The organism is Microbacterium sp. LWH12-1.2 (assembly GCF_040675825.1).
In the GTDB taxonomy this organism is placed as follows: Bacteria; Actinomycetota; Actinomycetes; order Actinomycetales; family Microbacteriaceae; genus Microbacterium.
This window is the reverse complement of record NZ_JBEGIJ010000001.1, coordinates 3,450,841-3,467,844: the sequence shown is the minus strand read 5'-3', so window position 1 is coordinate 3,467,844 and position 17,004 is coordinate 3,450,841. Positions and strand designations below refer to the sequence as shown.

General features: G+C 67.2%; 11 protein-coding genes. 3 read left to right on the top strand and 8 right to left on the bottom strand.

Annotated elements, in window-relative coordinates; translation table 11 throughout:
- Positions 1 to 3 precede the first annotated feature (3 nt).
- Both MRBLWH12_RS16495 and MRBLWH12_RS16490 read right to left on the bottom strand, forming a co-directional pair.
- Positions 4 to 6,081, bottom strand: coding sequence for an Ig-like domain-containing protein (locus MRBLWH12_RS16495; RefSeq protein WP_363550798.1), 6,078 nt, complete (start codon positions 6,079 to 6,081; stop codon positions 4 to 6).
- Between the two features lie 130 nt (positions 6,082 to 6,211).
- The gene (locus MRBLWH12_RS16490; protein WP_363550797.1) at positions 6,212 to 6,778 is read right to left on the bottom strand and encodes a DNA-3-methyladenine glycosylase I; all 567 of its coding nucleotides are present in this window, start codon (positions 6,776 to 6,778) and stop codon (positions 6,212 to 6,214) included.
- Between the two features lie 88 nt (positions 6,779 to 6,866).
- On the opposite strand from MRBLWH12_RS16490, the gene MRBLWH12_RS16485 reads away from it, so the two are divergent.
- Positions 6,867 to 7,835, top strand: a complete 969-nt coding sequence (locus MRBLWH12_RS16485) for a hypothetical protein (protein ID WP_363550795.1) — start codon at positions 6,867 to 6,869, stop codon at positions 7,833 to 7,835.
- A gap of 34 nt (positions 7,836 to 7,869) precedes the next feature.
- Here the strand turns inward: MRBLWH12_RS16485 and MRBLWH12_RS16480 are convergent, their stop codons facing one another.
- The 5 genes from MRBLWH12_RS16480 to recQ all read right to left on the bottom strand — a co-directional run bounded on the left by MRBLWH12_RS16480 (position 7,870) and on the right by recQ (position 14,960).
- Entirely contained in the window at positions 7,870 to 8,916 is a 1,047-nt protein-coding gene (locus tag MRBLWH12_RS16480) for an NAD(P)-dependent alcohol dehydrogenase (RefSeq protein ID WP_363550794.1), read from the bottom strand.
- Between the two features lie 119 nt (positions 8,917 to 9,035).
- Positions 9,036 to 9,575: an MOSC domain-containing protein gene (locus MRBLWH12_RS16475; RefSeq protein ID WP_363550792.1), complete on the bottom strand. Its 540-nt coding sequence runs from the start codon at positions 9,573 to 9,575 to the stop codon at positions 9,036 to 9,038.
- 59 nt (positions 9,576 to 9,634) lie between these two features.
- Positions 9,635 to 11,701 (bottom strand): acyl-CoA dehydrogenase, encoded by a 2,067-nt coding sequence (locus MRBLWH12_RS16470; protein WP_363550790.1) that lies wholly within the window; start codon positions 11,699 to 11,701, stop codon positions 9,635 to 9,637.
- A gap of 167 nt (positions 11,702 to 11,868) precedes the next feature.
- Positions 11,869 to 12,723: an SGNH/GDSL hydrolase family protein gene (locus tag MRBLWH12_RS16465; RefSeq protein ID WP_363550789.1), complete on the bottom strand. Its 855-nt coding sequence runs from the start codon at positions 12,721 to 12,723 to the stop codon at positions 11,869 to 11,871.
- A 233-nt stretch (positions 12,724 to 12,956) separates the two neighbouring features.
- Positions 12,957 to 14,960: a DNA helicase RecQ gene (gene recQ / locus MRBLWH12_RS16460; protein WP_341976169.1), complete on the bottom strand. Its 2,004-nt coding sequence runs from the start codon at positions 14,958 to 14,960 to the stop codon at positions 12,957 to 12,959.
- A 283-nt stretch (positions 14,961 to 15,243) separates the two neighbouring features.
- Here recQ and MRBLWH12_RS16455 point away from each other — a divergent pair, with 283 nt between their 5' ends.
- A complete protein-coding gene (locus MRBLWH12_RS16455; RefSeq protein WP_341976170.1) occupies positions 15,244 to 15,558 on the top strand; it encodes a GNAT family N-acetyltransferase in 315 nt (104 codons plus the stop codon).
- A gap of 11 nt (positions 15,559 to 15,569) precedes the next feature.
- Here the strand turns inward: MRBLWH12_RS16455 and MRBLWH12_RS16450 are convergent, their stop codons facing one another.
- Positions 15,570 to 15,944 (bottom strand): hypothetical protein, encoded by a 375-nt coding sequence (locus tag MRBLWH12_RS16450; protein ID WP_363550787.1) that lies wholly within the window; start codon positions 15,942 to 15,944, stop codon positions 15,570 to 15,572.
- 74 nt (positions 15,945 to 16,018) lie between these two features.
- On the opposite strand from MRBLWH12_RS16450, the gene MRBLWH12_RS16445 reads away from it, so the two are divergent.
- Positions 16,019 to 16,996 (top strand): pirin family protein, encoded by a 978-nt coding sequence (locus MRBLWH12_RS16445; RefSeq protein WP_363550785.1) that lies wholly within the window; start codon positions 16,019 to 16,021, stop codon positions 16,994 to 16,996.
- The last annotated feature ends 8 nt before the right edge of the window (positions 16,997 to 17,004 follow it).

Below are 17,004 nucleotides of genomic sequence, written 5' to 3'. Positions count from 1 at the left end.
GGCTTAGAAGTAGCCTTCCCTCGCTTGGGCCGGATTGCCACCGATGATGTTCAAGCCCTTCGTGGTTTCGTAGCCGTTCCAGCAGTTGATGATGATCGATCCGTTCGCGGGGATGCTGACCGAGTATCCGTCGTTGTTCGCGAACACCACGCCGCCAGCCGTGCACTCGATCTTGTACGACCCGGCGGCGAAGTTCGAGGTGTTCAGCCGGAGGTTGTAGCAAGGACCGCCGTTCACGCTCGTGCAGCCGTTGGTCTTCGCATCGCCTCGCGTCACCCAGGCATCGGGTTGCGGACGATCGCCCGACTGCTGGGATGCCGCGGCTTCCGCGGTCCACTGGTTCGCTTCGTCTTGGGCCCTGACCCGAATGCTGTGCGGCTCGCTGTAGCCGTTGCCGACGACGACCGAGCCCGATATCCCGACGTTCTGCCAGCCACCGCCGTCGATGCTGACCTGCACGACCTTGATGTTGCGACCGTTGGGTGAGCCGCTGGCGTTCCATGACAATTCGACCTGGGTCGGCAACTGTCGCGCCGATGCCAAGGGCGTGTGCGGGGGCCCGAACGGTCTCGCCGTCGACGCGTTCGATGTCGCACCGGCATACGTCGTTCCGTCCACGTTCGCGACGGCACGCAGCTCGACCGTGTAGTCCGTGCCGTTCGAGAGCCCGCCGATGGTGTTGTTTCCGGGGAGACCGGCCCAACCACCGCCGTTGAGGCGGTACTGGTACGAGATTTCGCCGGAACGGGCGCCGTTACGCGACCCCTCCGAATACGCGACCGTGATCGCCTGGTCCGCCGGTGACGCGACGACTCCGGTCGGCGCGCCGGGCGCGATCACGCCGCGGCGTGGTGCGGACGCGGCGCTCGGCTCGCCCCAGCCGGCCTTGTTATGCGCCAGGATCCGATACGTGTACGCGGTCTCCGACGTCGGCACCACGACCGCGAAGCTCGTCGCACCGGCACTGGGCGTGTGCGTGCGCACCAGGCTCGAGCCCTCGTAGACCTCGAGCCGGTAGCTGTCGATCGCGTCTCCGTTGCTGTTCGGAGCGACCCAGTTCACCTGCATCTGCGCCTGGTCGCCGACCGGCGTCAACTCCGTCGTCGTCGGAGCCCCCGCCGCGAACGGCGGACCAGCCGGAACCTCAGACGTCGACCAGTTGCTCCAGCTCGACGGCTCCGGGGCCCGGTTATGCGCCTGCACCTTCACCTGGTAGTTGCCACCGTTCTCCAGCCCCTCCCAGGTCATCGAGTTCCCCGTGACTTCCTTCTGCGTGATGCCAGACGGCGGCGCCGGCGAGATCTCGAGCGTGTACCGCTCGACCGGCGAGCCCGGGGTCGTCGGCGTCGTCCACGCCACCTGCAACGACTTGTCACCGAACTTCAACGTCGGCGGGTTCGGGGTATCCGGACGGGCATCCGGGCGCGCCACGGCCGACGTGCCCGAAGGCTCGGACTCGCCCACCCGGTTCGTCGCCGTCACCTGGAACGCATACTCGACGTTGTTGGTCAGCCCGGTCAGCGTGCAGGTCGTCGACTCGCAATCCTTCGAATAGGCACTGCCACTCACGGACTTGACGGTGTACTTCGTGATCTCCGCGCCGTTGTTCGACGGCGCGCCATACGACACGACCACGGTGCGATCCTGCACACTCGTCACCGTCGGCGTTCCGGGCGCCGCCGGCACCCCCTGTACCGTCACCACGACCTGACCGGTCACCTCTCGGTCCACGTCTTCTGTCGCATCCTGGATCCGATAAGCGACGACCAGCGTGCCGACGAACTCTTTGGACGGTGTGACGACGAGTTTGTCCCCGTCTTTCTCCACCGAACCGCTGCCCGTCTCGACGACCCATGAGGTCAGCTTCAAGGGGGTTTCGGGGAAGGGGTTGAAGTCGTTGGCGAGCACCGGCACCGTGATCGGCTTGCCCTGATCCGCCTGTGCGATCGTGTCGGTGTTCGCCGCCGGCATCGCCCGATTGGATGCGGTGACCAGCACCTGTACGGTGCCCTCGACGGGTTCGGTCACACCGTCATCGATGCGCAGAGTCAGCGTCAACGCCGTCCCCTTCTTCGCGTTCGACGACGCTTCCACCAGCAACCGGTCCTTATCGACCTTCGCCGTGATGCCCTTGCCCTCACCGCCGACGAGCGTGTACTTGTGCTTACCCGCGTCTTCCGGATCCGCATCCGTCGTCAACGCCGCAAGGTCCAATGCCTGCGCGGTCTCCCCCGGCGCGACGTTCACCTCACCACGGATGAACTTCGGCTGCTGATTCTCCGGCGGGAGCACATTGATCGAGATGCTCAGCGTCGCCTTGCGGCCCTCAGGATCATCCGGGCCCGTGCCATCCGTCACCTCGAACGTGAGGGAGTCCTGACCGAAATAGCCCGGCGCCGACGTGTAGACCAAAGTCCGCTCATCCTTGACCAGGTTCGAACCGTCACCCTTCGCCGCACTCACCTTCGCATGCTCGGTGATCACGACATCACCACCGCCGGCGACCGTGACGTACTCCGACAGCGGGAGCTCCTTCGTCTCACCACTGATGACCTCCAGCGGCTTCGTCGACGTCAACGTCGGGCGCAGACCATCCACCGACGGCACGAAGATGAACGCCGAAGCCGCCAGACCGTCCTGATCCGTGAGCGTGTAACGGATCAGCTGCAGCTCGTCAGTGACGGTGACCCGAATCTTGCCGTTCTCCAGCGGCGTACCACCCGCACCGACCTCCAGGTCAAGACGATCAACCGTTCCGTCGGGGTCCTCGTCATTGCTGAGGATGTCGATGTCGGCCGTCAGAGTCCCGTCCTTGAGGTCGACCGGGCGCAGGCGGTCATCGCGCGCGACCGGCGCCTGCAGCGGCACTTCCTCGTCGACCGTGACTTGCAGCACTGCGGATGCCGTGGCTCCGCGCGCGTCACTGACCGTGTACTGCAACGACGTCTCCACCGAACGGTCGGGCGCCTGGACGAGGACGCGGTCGCCGGATACTCGTGCGGATAGACCATCGATGTCCGGCAGTTCGAGGCCGTCCTTGACGAGGGCGAGCTTGTCACCCTCCGGATCGGAGTCGTTGCCCAGCACCGGCACTGCGATCTCGCGCCCAGGACGCACCACCACGGCATCCTTCACCGCGTAGGGCGCCTGGTTCACCTGCTCCGCCGGAGCGATACCGACGCGGATGGTCGCCGTGCCCTCTTTACCGAGGCGATCACGCACCCGGTACTTGAACGTGTCCACCCCGGTCGAACCGTCGAACGCCTCATAGGAGAAATAGTTCTGCGCGACCTCAGTGATACGCCCCTTCGTAGGAGACGAGGCGATGTCGAGGAGCTCGACGGAGTCGCCGTCGCCGTCGATGCCGTCCAGAGGCACCGCGATGTTCACCTCGGTGCCGCTGAGCGCGCGCGCGATGAGGTCGCGGGGGCGCGGGGCCGCATTCGTCTCTTCATCGATCGGCAGGATCTGGACCGTGACGTATCCGGCCGCCTTCTGCTGCCGGGAATCCACCGCCTCATAGGTGATGTAGACCGTCTTGGCCTCGGCGCCGGCCTTGAACCGCACGACATCCTGGGAGACGAACGCCTCACCATCCTCCGGATCGACCAGCGGCTCGACCAGCTCCGGCGACAGATGCAGCGCATCGTCACTGGGATGCGTGTCATTGTCCAGCACCGGAATCGTCACGACATCTCCGGCACGGACGTAGACGGTGTCCGGATTCGCAACAGGCTGCAGGATCTTCTCCGGAGCCGGAATCGGCACCACCACGACCTCACCGTCGGCGGATTGCTCGCCGTTCGAGATGCGGTACGAGATCCGGACCTGCTTGTCCAGCGCACCCTGATCGGTGATGCGCAGGGTTTCATGGTTGAGCACCGAAACGGACACTCCGGTACTCGGCTCCATCGTCACGGACTGCACGACGAGGATGCCGCCGGACGGATCGGTGTCGTTGTTGAGCACACCGATGAGCACATCGCCGCCGGTGGGCAATAGCGCGACGTCGCGGACGGCGACCGGAGGCAGATCGACCTCAGTCCCCTCGGTCACGTCGATGCGCACGAGGCCTTCACCGTTCTCTGGCCCTGCCGTCGCGAGGTACTGCACGTAATAGACACCGGCAGTCGGCGCCGAGAACGTGAACGTCTTGTTCGTGAAGTCAGGCAGGATCGTCGCGCCGGGCGACTCGTCGACACGGCCGAGTCGCAGCGGCTCACGGCCCGAGCTCGTGTCGTTCGCAAGCGGAGCGACCGTGATCTGCTCACCGACGCGGGTGACGACGTGATCGGCGTTCGTCTTCGGCTTCGTGGTTCCCTGCGGGCGCACATCGAGGGAGATCGTCGCCGTCGACGTCTCGCCGGAACCGTCCGCGACCGTGACTTGCACGTCTTTACGACCCTGCTGGCTCGCCGTCGCCTTGTACGTGAGCTGACCATCGGTGCTGAAATCGACCTCGTCACCGGGGGCGGCGATGACGTCCTTGAGATAGATGTCATCACCGTCCGGATCGATCCAGTCGGGAAGGATGTTGTAGGAGACCGTGCCGCCGGCCTCGACCGTGAGCGACGTCTTGCGTTTCGGAGCCGGAGCTCCGTTGACGCCCCAATCGTGGACGGAGAGAGTGACCGTCGCGGTGTCTTTGCCGCCGCGTCCGTCATCGACCTCGTACAGGAAGGAGGTCGAACCCGACGCCTTCTTATCGACGGCGATCTGCAACGAAGCACCGTTGTAGATCGGCTGCACGGTGCCGATAGAAGGCTGCTGCTCGGCGATCGCCGCGACCAGCACATCACCATCCGGATCGTTGTCGTTGTCGATCACCGGCAGCAGGGCGGATGCCCCTGGGCGCACACCGAAGGAATCATCCTCCGCGATCGGCGGGGTGTTCACCTCGCTGCGCTCCGGCAGAGTGGTCTCCACCGTTTCCTCGGTGGAATCCTCCTGGTTCTCCGTCTCCCCCTCCGGCGGAGTCAGATCGTTCCAGTTGTCGACGCGTTGCAGGCTCTCGTTCGCCATCCACGCCGCACCGCCGACAGCGTCGTTGAGGATGATCACATCGCGGTTCACCCGGAACGTGAGGCTCTTCGAATCCGCCGCATCCTTGATCGACGCCGCCACGTCATTGCTGTCGCCAGGACACTCCCGAACGAACCGCGCAGCACCCGCCCAGGCACCGTACGTACAGCCCTTCAAGAACACCGGCGCCGCCGGAGCGCCGTCTCCTCCGGCATCCGTCACGATCGGCTCGCTGCCATCCAGAGGAATCTGCACCAATGCCGACTTAGTCGCGACGGCAACCGCGTTCGTCTCCGCCGACGCGTGCTGCAGCACCGCCCCATCGGCGTTCGGCAATTCGGTACGGAAGCCACCCGGGGTCATCACCACGCCCGCTGCAGGATCCAGCACCACCGGCGTCCGGCCGACCGCCGCGATCGTCGGCGTCGCTTCGGATGCATCGATCTCACCGACGGAGGCCGACGACGACTCCAGCGCCTGCCCCTCGTTGTCGACCGAGACCGTGACGACCTCGCCGCGCACACTCGACAGGCCGAAGACCGTTCCATCGTCGGCGACGGCGACATCGGCGTCCTCGCCGAGCTCTGCGACCGGATCGGCGGACTCGATCTCGAACGACGCGATCCCCTTCACCGGCACGACCCACAGGTCGCCCGATTTCTGGTCGAGGATCGCCGCCGTCTGATTTCCCAGCGCCACCTTCGAGGCGCTCGGGATGCTGGCAGAATCCCCCAGCGACACGCGCGCCGGGTCGACCGAGCTGACCGTGGAGGCACCCTCGTCGACGACGAGCACGTTCGTGGCATCCTGCAGGATGTCGAAATCTTCACCTGTGGTGCGCACGCCGCCGTCGAGCACCGTGGACTCGTGGTTGAAATGCCCGACGAGCAGACTCGACGTCTTCGTGATCCAGACGCCGCCGTCGTTCAGATCGACCTTCGTCGTCGGAAAGCCCTCATAGGTCAGTGCCATTGTCGTGAGCGCGACGACGCCGGCGGTCACACCCGCGGCTGACGCCAGCGTTTTGGGCCGCGCGCGGATCCACGACAACACCTTCATACCCGGTCCCCCCAGGAAACTCACCCGCGGCATCTGATGGCCCGCAGTGTAACCATTTCATCCTAGTTGCGTCATCTGAATGCGATGGCGGGGAGAAATACCCATCGACCAGCGTGCCTCGAAGGGGGCGTCAGGCCCGCCAGCACCCCGCAACATGGTCATCCACCATGCCGGCCGACTGCATGAGCGCGTACATCGTGGTGGGACCGACGAAACGGAATCCGCGCCGACGCAGCTCTTTGCTCATCGCGGTGGACTCCACCGTGACCGCCGGCACATCGGCCATCGACGCCGGTCGGGACGCGGATGCCGCGGGCGCGAACGACCACATCAGGGCATCCAGTTCGCCCTCGGCCATCGTCTGCACCAGCTGCGCGTTGCCGATCGTCGCCTCGATCTTCGCCCGATTGCGGATGATGCCGGCATCGGCCATCAGCTTCTCGATCTCAGCCTCGCCGAATGCGGCGACCACCGCCGGTTCGAATCCCTCGAACACCTCACGGAAGCGCGGTCGCTTGCGCAGGATCGTGATCCAGCTCAGCCCCGCCTGGAACCCCTCCAGCGCCATCTTCTCGAAGAGAGCGCGGTCACCGCGCAGCGGGGTGCCCCATTCTTCATCGTGATAGCGGCGGTATTCCGCGTCGTCACCGACCCAGGCACAGCGGTGGCGTTCATCGGGGCCGAGCACGGTGTCCATTTCCTCAGGCTATCGACCGGCCCGGACACGCTGTGCCCTCGGAAGGGATAGAGGTAGCGTGATGGGCACGACTCTGGAGGGAAGTCCCATGCGCAGCTCTTCCACACTCGCCCGCGTGCTCACGGTCGTGATCGCCGTCCTCGTCACGCCGATCGCCACGGGAGTCCTCTCCGCCGGCGGGTACCCCTGGCTGATCGAATTCTCGAGCTACGGCGTTCCCGGCATCAGTCGGCTCATTCTGCCTGCCCTGCTCCAGTTGCTCGCGATCGCCCTCCTGGTCGGGGTCGTGCTCACCGGGTTGTGGAGTTCGGCGGGTCTGATCGCGGTCGGCGCACTCTCCGTCGTTCCTCTTGTCTACGCGCTCTTCCCCGCGCTGCTGCTCGAGACGTACCGACTGCTCGCGCGGGTGCTGCCCCGAGAGTGGATCGACGGTCTGAGCTTCGGCATCCCGCTCGCCATCTTCCCCGTGCTGGGCATGATGGGCGTCGTTCTCGCGATCGTCCGGCGACGCCCGGAGTCGACCGGAGCGGGATGGTCCGTCGCCGGGCTGATCGGCGCGCCGGCGCTGCTCGCCGTGGGCGCCATCCTGCTGAGCTGGGGCATCGGCCGGGGCCAGCTGATCGCGCTGCAGCAGTTCCGGTTCGATTTCGCCCCCGATGCAGCGGCTGCCGTGATCGGTGGCCTCGTGTTCGTACTCGCCGGAATCGGCGCCACCCGATGGTCCTCATTCGCTCTGGTGCTGCCGGCACTGGCGCTGCTGCTGGTGAGCCTGCTGTTCGTCGTACCGGCGACCTCTCATGTGCTCTTCTCTGCGCTGCCGATCGAGATGAGCCGCGCGGCCTCGACTCTGCTGCTGATCGGAGCGGGCACGGCCGTCGCATTCCTCTATCTCGCGTTCACCGCCGTGCTGCTGCGGGTACGAGCACAGTCCCGCCGGTGGTCGCCGGCGACTCAGCCCGATGCGTCAGCGGCTCAGCCGTACCCGCCGGCGCCGCATGTCACGCCGTACCCGCCGGCCGCGCCGCCGTATCCGCCCGCGGCGCCGCCGGCGAGCTAGCGCGCTGCGCCTTCCTCAGCGCCTTCTCCTGGGGTCAGGCGGCGAAGGTCGATGCGTCGATCACGAACCGGTAGCGGACATCGGAGGCGAGCACGCGCTCGTAGGCGTCGTTGATCGCGGATGCCGGAATGACCTCGATGCCGGGGAGGATGCCGTGCTCCGCACAGAAGTCGAGCATCTCCTGCGTCTCGCGGATGCCGCCGATGTTGGAGCCGGCGAGCGTCTTGTTGCCGCCGATCAGCGACATCACACCGAGCGACAGCGGCTCTCCGGGGGCGCCGACGCAGACCATCGCGCCTCCCACGTCGAGCAGGCCGAGATACGCCCGCAGATCGACGACGGCGCTGACGGTGTTGAGGATCACATCGAAAGACCCGCGCAGCTCCTTGAACGTCGCGGGATCGCCGGTCGCACGGTAGTGGTCGGCTCCGAGCCGAAGACCGTCGTCCTTCTTGTTCAAGGTCTGCGACAGCACGGTCACTTCCGCGCCGAGGGCGTGCGCGAACTGCACTCCCATGTGGCCGAGCCCGCCGAGCCCGACGACGGCGACGCGGGTGCCAGGTCCGACCTTCCATCGGCGCAGCGGCGAGTATGTGGTGATTCCGGCGCAGAGCAGCGGTGCCGCTGCGTCAAGCGGGATCGCATCGGGGATGCGGACGACGAACGACTCCGTCACCACGACCTTCTCGGAGTATCCGCCCTGGGTGACGGTGCCGTCGCGGTCGGTACTGCCGTAGGTGAACACGGCGCCGTCTGCGCAGAACTGCTCCTCGCCTCGAACGCAGCTCGGGCATTCGCCGCAGGAGTTCACCATGCAGCCGACGCCGACCCGGTCGCCGACGCCGTGCTTCGTCACCTCGGCGCCGACGGCCGCGACGACTCCTGCGATCTCATGCCCTGGCGCGAGCGGGTACTGCTGCGGCCCCCAGTCGCCCCGGACGGTGTGGATGTCGGAGTGGCAGATACCCGCGAAGGCGATATCGATCAGCACATCGTGCAGGCCGAGGTCACGGCGCTCGATGACGGTACGCGCGAGGGGCGCTGCTTCACTCGGGGCTGCATAGGCGTGGATGCTGGGCATGGTTGCTCCTTCGTTCTGCGCGGTGCAGTCCGACGATAGCCGACCCGATCGTGCAGACCCCTGGGGCATGCTGCTCATCCCCGTGCGACGCGCCTGCAGGGTGAAGCTCTGGGCCGCGATCAAACGCGCGTGAGTGGAAAGTGCGGTGTCGGCGGTAGCTCGACATCGATCGTGTCTCCGGCGGCCACAGGTCCGCCGCGGGAGACAATACCCATGACCCCGGCGAGTCGGACGACGTGGCCCTCATCATCGGTCTTGATCACTTGCTTGAGCAGGCCGGATTGAAAATCGTTGATCTGCTGGCACGGGTTGCGGAGGCCTGTGATCGTCACCACCGCGTCACCGAAGTGCAGGCGAGCGCCAACGGGAAGTGCCAGCAGGTCGACATCCCGAGTGGTGATGTTCTCGCCGAGTTCACCGGGTACGACGCCATGACCGCTCGCGCGCAGTTCGTCGAACAGCTCTCCATGGATCAGGTGCACCTGTCGCAGGTTCGGCTGTGAGGGGTCTGCGGCTACCCGTGAGCGGTGCTGCACGGTCGCGCCACAGTGCGCATCCCCTTCCACCCCGAGCCCCTCGAGGAGCGTGATCGACTCACGCGTCAGCTTGCTGAAGGTGTGCGAGGCGTGGGAATGAACAGCGACAACCCGAGGAGCCATGCCTCGATCGTTCCACGAAACATCGGGACTCTCGACCGGCCCGCCTTCAGCAAGACGCCCTAGCGCTTCGCCTTCTTCAGCGCCTTCTCCTGCACCGGGGCGTTCCCCGAGGCGGCGAGATCGGCGTAATAGGCGCGTGCTTCGTCCTGACGCTCGGCCTCGGCCCCCGAAGCGATCGGCGCCCGCACGTGCTCGGGCTCGTAACCGAAGGCGTTCACGAGGTCGAGCGCGTAAGGCCGCAGCCGTGCACACAGGCGATCGATGTAGCTCGACACGGCGGCGGCACGCTGCGTCGACAGTCGTCCGTTGATGAGGTGCCAGGCGAGGTGCTTCTCGACGAGCTGCAGGCCGAAGAGGTCGCGCAGCCAGGTGAGCACCTTCTTCGTCTCGGCATCCTCGATGCTGTGCACGGCGTCGGTGAACGCCTCCCACTGCAAGAGCTCGCCGTGCGCACGAGCCGCCTCGATGAGCTCGGCCTGGTTCTCATTGAAGAGGCGGGCACCGAGCGCCTTGTCCTTGGCGCCGGGGCGCAGGCGTCCGGCGATGTCGGCCACCATCTGCTGCACGCGGTCGGCGAGCAGCTCGTGCTGCTGCTCCTCGCGGAGACCCTTCTCGACCGAGCGCGCGGTCGAGCCGAGGTCGGCGACGGCCTGCCCGAACTGACGGAGGCCCGCGCCGTGGAACACCTTGCCGGCGGTCTGCTCGACCGCGAACTTCGCCAGGGCGGCGGCATCCTTGCCCTGGAACTGCTTCGCGTAGTCGGTGAGCAGGCGCTTGCCGACGAGCTGCAGGAGAATGTTGTTGTCTCCCTCGAAGGTCACATAGATGTCGAGGTCCTGACGCAGCCCGACCAGGCGGTTCTCGAACATGAAGCCGGAGCCGCCGCAGGCTTCGCGCGCTTCCTGCAAGGTATCGAGCGCATGCCAGGTCGACAGCGGCTTGAGAGCGGCAGCGAGCGTCTCGAGGTCCTCACGGTCATCCGGGGTGTCGGTGCGGCCGGAGAACACGCCGTCGAACTTCTGCAGGAACTCGTCGTGCGCGAAGATCTGCGCGTAGGTGGTCGCCAGACGCGGCAGCAGCCGGCGCTGGTGCTTGCCGTAGTCGAGCAGGACGACCTCCTGCCCGTCGACGCCATCGAACTGACGGCGCTGCGACGCGTAGGTGATCGCGATGTGCAGGCCGAGGGCGGATGCCCAGCAGGCCGCACCGTCGAGGGAGACCCGCCCCTGCACCAGCGTGCCGAGCATCGTGAAGAATCGGCGGCCGGGGCTGTCGATCGCGCTCGAGTAGGTGCCATCGGCGGTGACATCGCCGTAGCGGTTCAGCAGGTTCGTGCGCGGGATGCGAACGTGGTCGAAGGTCAGACGGCCGTTGTCGATGCCGTTCAATCCTCCCTTGAGCCCGTCGTCCTCACGGGTGATCCCGGGAAGGTCGTTCCCGTCCTCCCCGCGGAGCGGCACGTAGAAGCAGTGCACGCCGTGGCTCACGCCGTTCGTGATCAGCTGCGCGAACACGGTCGCGGCGATGCCGTGCAGAGCGGCGTTGCCGAGGTACTCCTTCGTCGCGCCGCGGAACGGCGTGTGGATGACGAATTCCTCGGTCGCCGGGTCGTAGGTCGCGGTGGTGCCGGCCGACGCCACGTCGGAGCCGTGCCCGATCTCGGTCATGGCGAAGGCGCCAGGGATCGAGAGATCCATCACACCGGGAAGCCACTTCTCGTGGTGCTCCTTCGTGCCGAGCTGCAGGATGGCCGAGCCGAACAGGCCCCACTGCACGCCGGACTTGATCTGAAGGCTCGGATCGGCGACGACGAGCTCTTCGAAGCCGGCGATGTTCGCGCCGTTGTTCTCCTCGCCGCCCAGCGACTTCGGGAACGCGCGGTGCACGGTCCTGTTCTCGACGAGCAGGTGCAGCTGGCTGAGCACACGCTCGCGGTGCTCGTCCATGCCGAGCTCGTCCTTGCGCCAGAACGCCGGGTCCTTGATCATCTCGCGCGCCTGCCGACGAGTGTCGGCCCAGGTGCCCAGCAGGAGTTCGTTGACGGCATCGACGTCGATCTGCGGAGTGTTCTCCGCGTCGTTCGTCAGGCTGGGGGTCGTCGTAGGACGGACGGCGGCGTCGACCATGAGCATTCCTCTCAAGGAGAAGTAGGGATGCTCATATCGTAGGTCTGCGACAACATCAGGGGAACTCCGCTGTGAGCATCCTCCAACGCGATGCCGGGGCTGCTCCGGTTCCGGTTGTCGGCTCGCGACAGCAACGCGCGCTCGGGCCGATCAGGACGAGCGGATGCTCACGGCGCGAGCGCTGCCGCCACGATCGCTGCGTAGGCCTGCTGCCCTGCCGCGTTCGGATGGAAACCGCGGTCCACCGTCGGCTTGCCGGAGACGAGGCCGCTGATCCAGCGATCCCCCGTGTCGCACAGCGCGTGTCCGGTGAAGCCCTGAGTGACATCGACATACCGGACCCCTGGATCGCCGGTCTGGCCGACGTATCCGGCGACGCCCGTCTGCACTGCGGTGTTCACACCCATCAGCCCCGCGTTGACCCCCGCTGCCTGCGCCGCGGTGAACTTCACCGAGACACCCTGGTAGTTCCCCACGCTGCAGGAGTCGGCGAACGCACCGAAGAGCATCGGGTAACCGGCGACCACGATCAGGGCGTTCGGAGCGAGCGTGCGCACAGCGACCAGCACTTGTGCGATGCCCAGCGGCACACCCTGCAGAGCGACGCCCGCGGCGCTCATCGCCGCCCCGCACGCCGCAGCAGTGCCGGCACTGCTGCACGCAGTGAGCACCCCCTGCCAGTCGAGATCGTTGACTCCGGCGGTGAGGGTCACGAGTTGTGTTGCCGGGCCGAGGTCTCCGAGCTGCTGCGCCACGACGTCCTGGGTGCTGGCGCCGGCACAGGCGCTCGATGCCACCGGTACCCCCGCCATGCCGGCCAGGAGCATCGGGTAGGACTTCTTCGAACGCAGGCACTCCTGGTCGACGTACGGAAGGTTGCCGGTGCCCGCGGCCTCGGAGTCGCCGATGGCGACGTACGTCACCCCGCCCGGATCATCCGCCAGGGCCGGAGATGCTCCTCCGATGAGGGCTGCTCCGCCCAGAGTCAGTGCTGCGAGCATGGCGATGAGGCGTCGCTTCATGGTGGTCCCCTTGATCTCGCCGGTTCCCCAGAACCGGTTCGTCGACACCGTCGTCGGCGAGATGGGGCCAACACTAGACCTGTCGTATTGCGCGCACCAGGGCATCTTCCATCGCTGTGAAGAGGCGCCGGCGATCGAGACGCGGTGCGAGGTCAGGAATGCATCTCCCACGGCAACGGCGGGTGCTTTTCGACCCCGCACCGCGACGGATCGGGCAGAGCAGTGCGGCCCGCTCAGGACGCGGCGGCGATCACCGCGATGACCGCCTCACCATAGGCCTCGCGCTTCTTCTCACCGATCCCGGTGATGCCGTCGAGGCCGGAGAGCGAGTTCGGGCGGTGTTCGGCCAGTGCCCGCAGCGTCGCGTCGCCGAAGACGATGTACGCGGGCATGCCCTGCTCCTTCGCGGTCTCCGCTCGCCAGGCGCGCAGCGCCTCGAAGAGTGGCCGGTCACCGGCATCCAGCGCATCGGCCGCCGACGCCTTGCGTGCGCGTGTCGTGGTGACGCGCCCGATGGTGTCTTTGCGCAACGGCACCGGCAGCTCGCCGCGTAGCACGCCAGCCCCCTGCTCACCCGGTGCGAGGGTGCCGTAGTCGCCCTGGGCGACGAGGATGCCGCGGGCGAGGAGCTGGCGGACGACGCTGCGCCAGTCCTGATCTGAGAGATCCGCGCCGATGCCGAAGGTCGAAAGGCGCTCGTGCCCCTGCTGCCGCATCCGCTCAGTGGATGCGCCGCGGAGGATGTCGATGAGGTGCCCGGCGCCGAAGGACTGACCGCGCTCGCGCTGCAGGCGAACGATCGTCGACAGCAGCTTCTGCGCGGGGATGAGTCCGTCGAACGTCTCCGGCGACTCCAGGCAGGTGTCGCAGTTGCCGCACGGCTGGGAGTCCTGCCCGAAGTAGCCGAGCAGGTTCTGCCTGCGGCATTCGACCGTCTCGCACAGCGCGAGCATCGCGTCGAGATGCTGCCCGAGCCGCATCTTGAAGGTGCGATCGCCGGGGCTCTGATCGATGAGCCGGCGCTGCTGCACGACGTCGCCGAGTCCGTACGCCATCCAGGCCACGGCGGGCTCGCCGTCGCGGCCGGCTCGACCGGTCTCCTGGTAGTAGCCCTCGACCGACTTCGGCAGGTCGATGTGCGCGACGAATCGGACATCCGGCTTGTCGATGCCCATGCCGAACGCGATGGTCGCGACCATCACGACGCCGTCGTCACGGAGGAAGCGCGATTGGTTGGCTGCACGCACCTCGGCCGGAAGGCCCGCGTGGTACGGCAACGCGTCGAGACCCTGGGCTGCGAGATAGGTCGCCGTCTGCTCGACCGACTTGCGGCTGAGCGCGTAGACGATACCCGCAGCGCCCTCGGTCTGGGACTTGATGAACGCCACCAGCTGCTTGCGCGGATCGATCTTGGGAACGATCCGGTACTGGATGTTCGGCCGGTCGAAGCTCGCGACGAAGTGCTTCGCGGTCGGCAGCTGCAGCCGCTCGGTGAGCTCCTTGTGCGTCTCGCGCGTTGCCGTCGCGGTGAGCGCCATCCGCGGCACACCGGGGAACCGTTCGGCCAGGTCGCCGAGGGCGAGATAGTCCGGGCGGAAATCATGACCCCACTGCGACACGCAGTGGGCCTCGTCGATCGCGATGACGCTGAGAGTGCCGCGCTGCAGCAGAGCGGTCGTCTGCGCGCTCGACAGCCGCTCCGGCGCGACGTAGATGAGGTCGAGCTCGCCGGCGAGGTACTCGCGCTCGACCCTGGCGCGCTCCTGAGGGGCTTGCGTCGAGTTGAGGTACGCCGCCCGCACACCGTTGGCGCGGAGCGCGTCGACCTGATCGTGCATGAGCGCGATCAGCGGGCTGATCACCAGACCGGTGCCCTCGCGCACCAGCGCCGGCACCTGATAGGTGACGCTCTTGCCGCCACCGGTCGGCATCAGCACGACGGCGTCGCCGCCGGCGATGACGTGCTCGACGATCGCCGCCTGATCGCCTCGGAACGCGTCGTAGCCGAAGACCGCGTGCAGCGCTTCGCCCGGGGTCGCGTACTGGCTCGGCGTGGCCTTGCGAGCGGTCGGGGCGGATGCCGCCGCCACCGGCGTCACAGGACCCGGCCCCCAGTCGAGGGGAGGTTCGTAGTCCGCCCCCTGCGGCACCCAGTCCATCTCCTCGGGCGGGGTGTCGTCCCACGGCTCGTCCGCGTACGGCAGATCCTCGTACGGGTCACGGGGAGTCTGCGGCATCCGTCCAGCCTAACGACCGGCACCGACGTCGGCTGGCGTCATCCACAGGCCGACCGATCTCGGACGCCCTTCCCTTGAGCGACTCCACCCGGCACACTTGTCGGCCGAGAATCACAGATGTCTGCCCAAATCGGCCGATCCGGCCGACATCTGTACCTTTCGGCCGACAGGTGTACCGCAGGCCGCCGGGTTGCGAGTCGACGGCGACGGCGACGGCGACGGCGACGGCCCTCACCCGATCTGACGGCCTTAGGTTGGAGACACACGTCCGAAGGAGCATTCGATGACCGACACGACCGCCACCTCCGTCGTCACCCGCAACGACGAGCTCTCCCGCTATGAGATCCGCACCGACGGCACCCTCGCCGGATTCGCGGAGTTCGATCGACGACCGGGAGAGATCCGTTTCACCCACACCGAGGTCGATCCCGCCTTCCAGGGCCAAGGGCTCGCCGGGCGGCTCGCGGCGGACGCACTGGCGGATGCCGCGGCATCCGGTGACGTCATCGTGCCGTTCTGCCCCTACATCGCCAAGTACCTGCAGACGCACGAGATCGAGGGCGCGAAGATCCGCTGGCCCGAGCGTCGAGGAGCCTGACCGGGCGGGGGCTACTGGAGGCAGGTCCCCTTGTAGTACCCGTCGAGGGCGCTACCCGCCGCGGCCACCTCGCGGTCGTACGCGGCGAGCAGCGCGGCGGGATCGACGTCGATGGTCTCGGCCGCGCGGTTCAGATATCCGATCCATACCTCCAGGTCGTCGGCCAGCTCCGACGTCGGTTCGAGCTTCTCGACGAGGGAGAGACGCGTCTGCGCTGTCTCTGCGTCGTCCGCACCGGGGATCAACGGGGTGAACGCCACGGCTGCGGTCTCGTTGGCGTCATGCAACGGACCGCAGAAACCCGCATCGCCGCCGGAGGCGCAGCCGGCTGCAGCGAGAGTTGCGGCGAGCGCAAGTGACATCAGGATCGGGCGTCGAGCGAGCATGCGGCCGAGTCTACGCAGCCCTCCGGTAGGGCTGACGGCATTAGTTTGGACGTACCCACGTGAAGGAGCAACCGATGAGCGACCTCGCAGACGGCGCACGCGTCGACGGGCCCGGCACGCCGGGAGACGGTCGAACGATCGGACAGCGCCGGATCATTCTGGAGCCGCGCGAGGTGCCGCTCGGCGGCGTGCGCGGGATGAACGTGCTGCGCGCTCTCCCGCACCGCAACCTGCCGACGATCGGAGCCTGGTGCTTCCTCGACCGGTTCGGTCCGGCCGAGACCCGGATGCGGGTGGAGCCGCACCCGCACATCGGGCTGCAGACGGTGACCTGGCCTCTCGTCGGCGAGATCCGCCACCGCGACTCTCTCGGCAGCGATGCGGACCTGCGCCGCGGCCAGCTGAATCTGATGACGGCCGGGAACGGCATCTCGCACTCGGAGTATTCGATCGGCGACGACCCGGTTCCACTGGACGCGCTGCAGCTCTGGGTGGTCCTGCCGGAGTCCGCCCGGCACGGCGACGGCGGGTTCGAGCGGCACACGTCGTTGCCCACGCTCGATCTGCCGTCGATCGCAGGGACGGATGCCACTGCCACCGTTGTACTCGGCGAGTTCGCCGGGACCCGATCGCCGGCGACGGTGCATACCCCGACCGTCGGCGCGGAGATCAGAGTGCCTGCCGGGACCCGGCTGACGCTGCCACTGCGCGCGGATTGGGAGCACGCCGTGATGCTCGTGGACGGCGCGGTGTCGGTCGCATCGCACTCGATGGCACTCAACGACCTGCTGTACCTCGGCGATTCACGGGACGGTGTGGAGGTGTCGTCCGCCGAGGGCGCGCTGCTGTTCCTCGTCGGCGGCGAACCGTTCGAGGAGGACCTCGTGATGTGGTGGAACTTCGCCGCCCGCACGCACGACGAGATCGCCTCCGCTCGGGAGGACTGGGAGGCGGCATCCGCACGCTTCGGGGTCGTCCCCGGCCACGATGAGCGCATTCCGGCTCCGCCGCTCCCGCCGGTGCGCCTGCTGCCACGGACCCGCACGATCTGAGGCCCGCT

Bases quoted from the DNA above. Each gene is read 5' to 3' on its own strand.
- MRBLWH12_RS16445 (WP_363550785.1), top strand. From the start codon at position 16,019: ATGAGCGACCTCGCAGACGGCGCACGCGTCGACGGGCCCGGCACGCCG.
- recQ (WP_341976169.1), bottom strand. From the start codon at position 14,960: ATGCCGCAGACTCCCCGTGACCCGTACGAGGATCTGCCGTACGCGGAC.
- MRBLWH12_RS16455 (WP_341976170.1), top strand. From the start codon at position 15,244: ATGACCGACACGACCGCCACCTCCGTCGTCACCCGCAACGACGAGCTC.
- MRBLWH12_RS16485 (WP_363550795.1), top strand. From the start codon at position 6,867: ATGCGCAGCTCTTCCACACTCGCCCGCGTGCTCACGGTCGTGATCGCC.
- MRBLWH12_RS16495 (WP_363550798.1), bottom strand. From the start codon at position 6,081: ATGAAGGTGTTGTCGTGGATCCGCGCGCGGCCCAAAACGCTGGCGTCA.
- MRBLWH12_RS16450 (WP_363550787.1), bottom strand. From the start codon at position 15,944: ATGCTCGCTCGACGCCCGATCCTGATGTCACTTGCGCTCGCCGCAACT.
- MRBLWH12_RS16470 (WP_363550790.1), bottom strand. From the start codon at position 11,701: ATGGTCGACGCCGCCGTCCGTCCTACGACGACCCCCAGCCTGACGAAC.
- MRBLWH12_RS16465 (WP_363550789.1), bottom strand. From the start codon at position 12,723: ATGAAGCGACGCCTCATCGCCATGCTCGCAGCACTGACTCTGGGCGGA.
- MRBLWH12_RS16480 (WP_363550794.1), bottom strand. From the start codon at position 8,916: ATGCCCAGCATCCACGCCTATGCAGCCCCGAGTGAAGCAGCGCCCCTC.
- MRBLWH12_RS16475 (WP_363550792.1), bottom strand. From the start codon at position 9,575: ATGGCTCCTCGGGTTGTCGCTGTTCATTCCCACGCCTCGCACACCTTC.
- MRBLWH12_RS16490 (WP_363550797.1), bottom strand. From the start codon at position 6,778: ATGGACACCGTGCTCGGCCCCGATGAACGCCACCGCTGTGCCTGGGTC.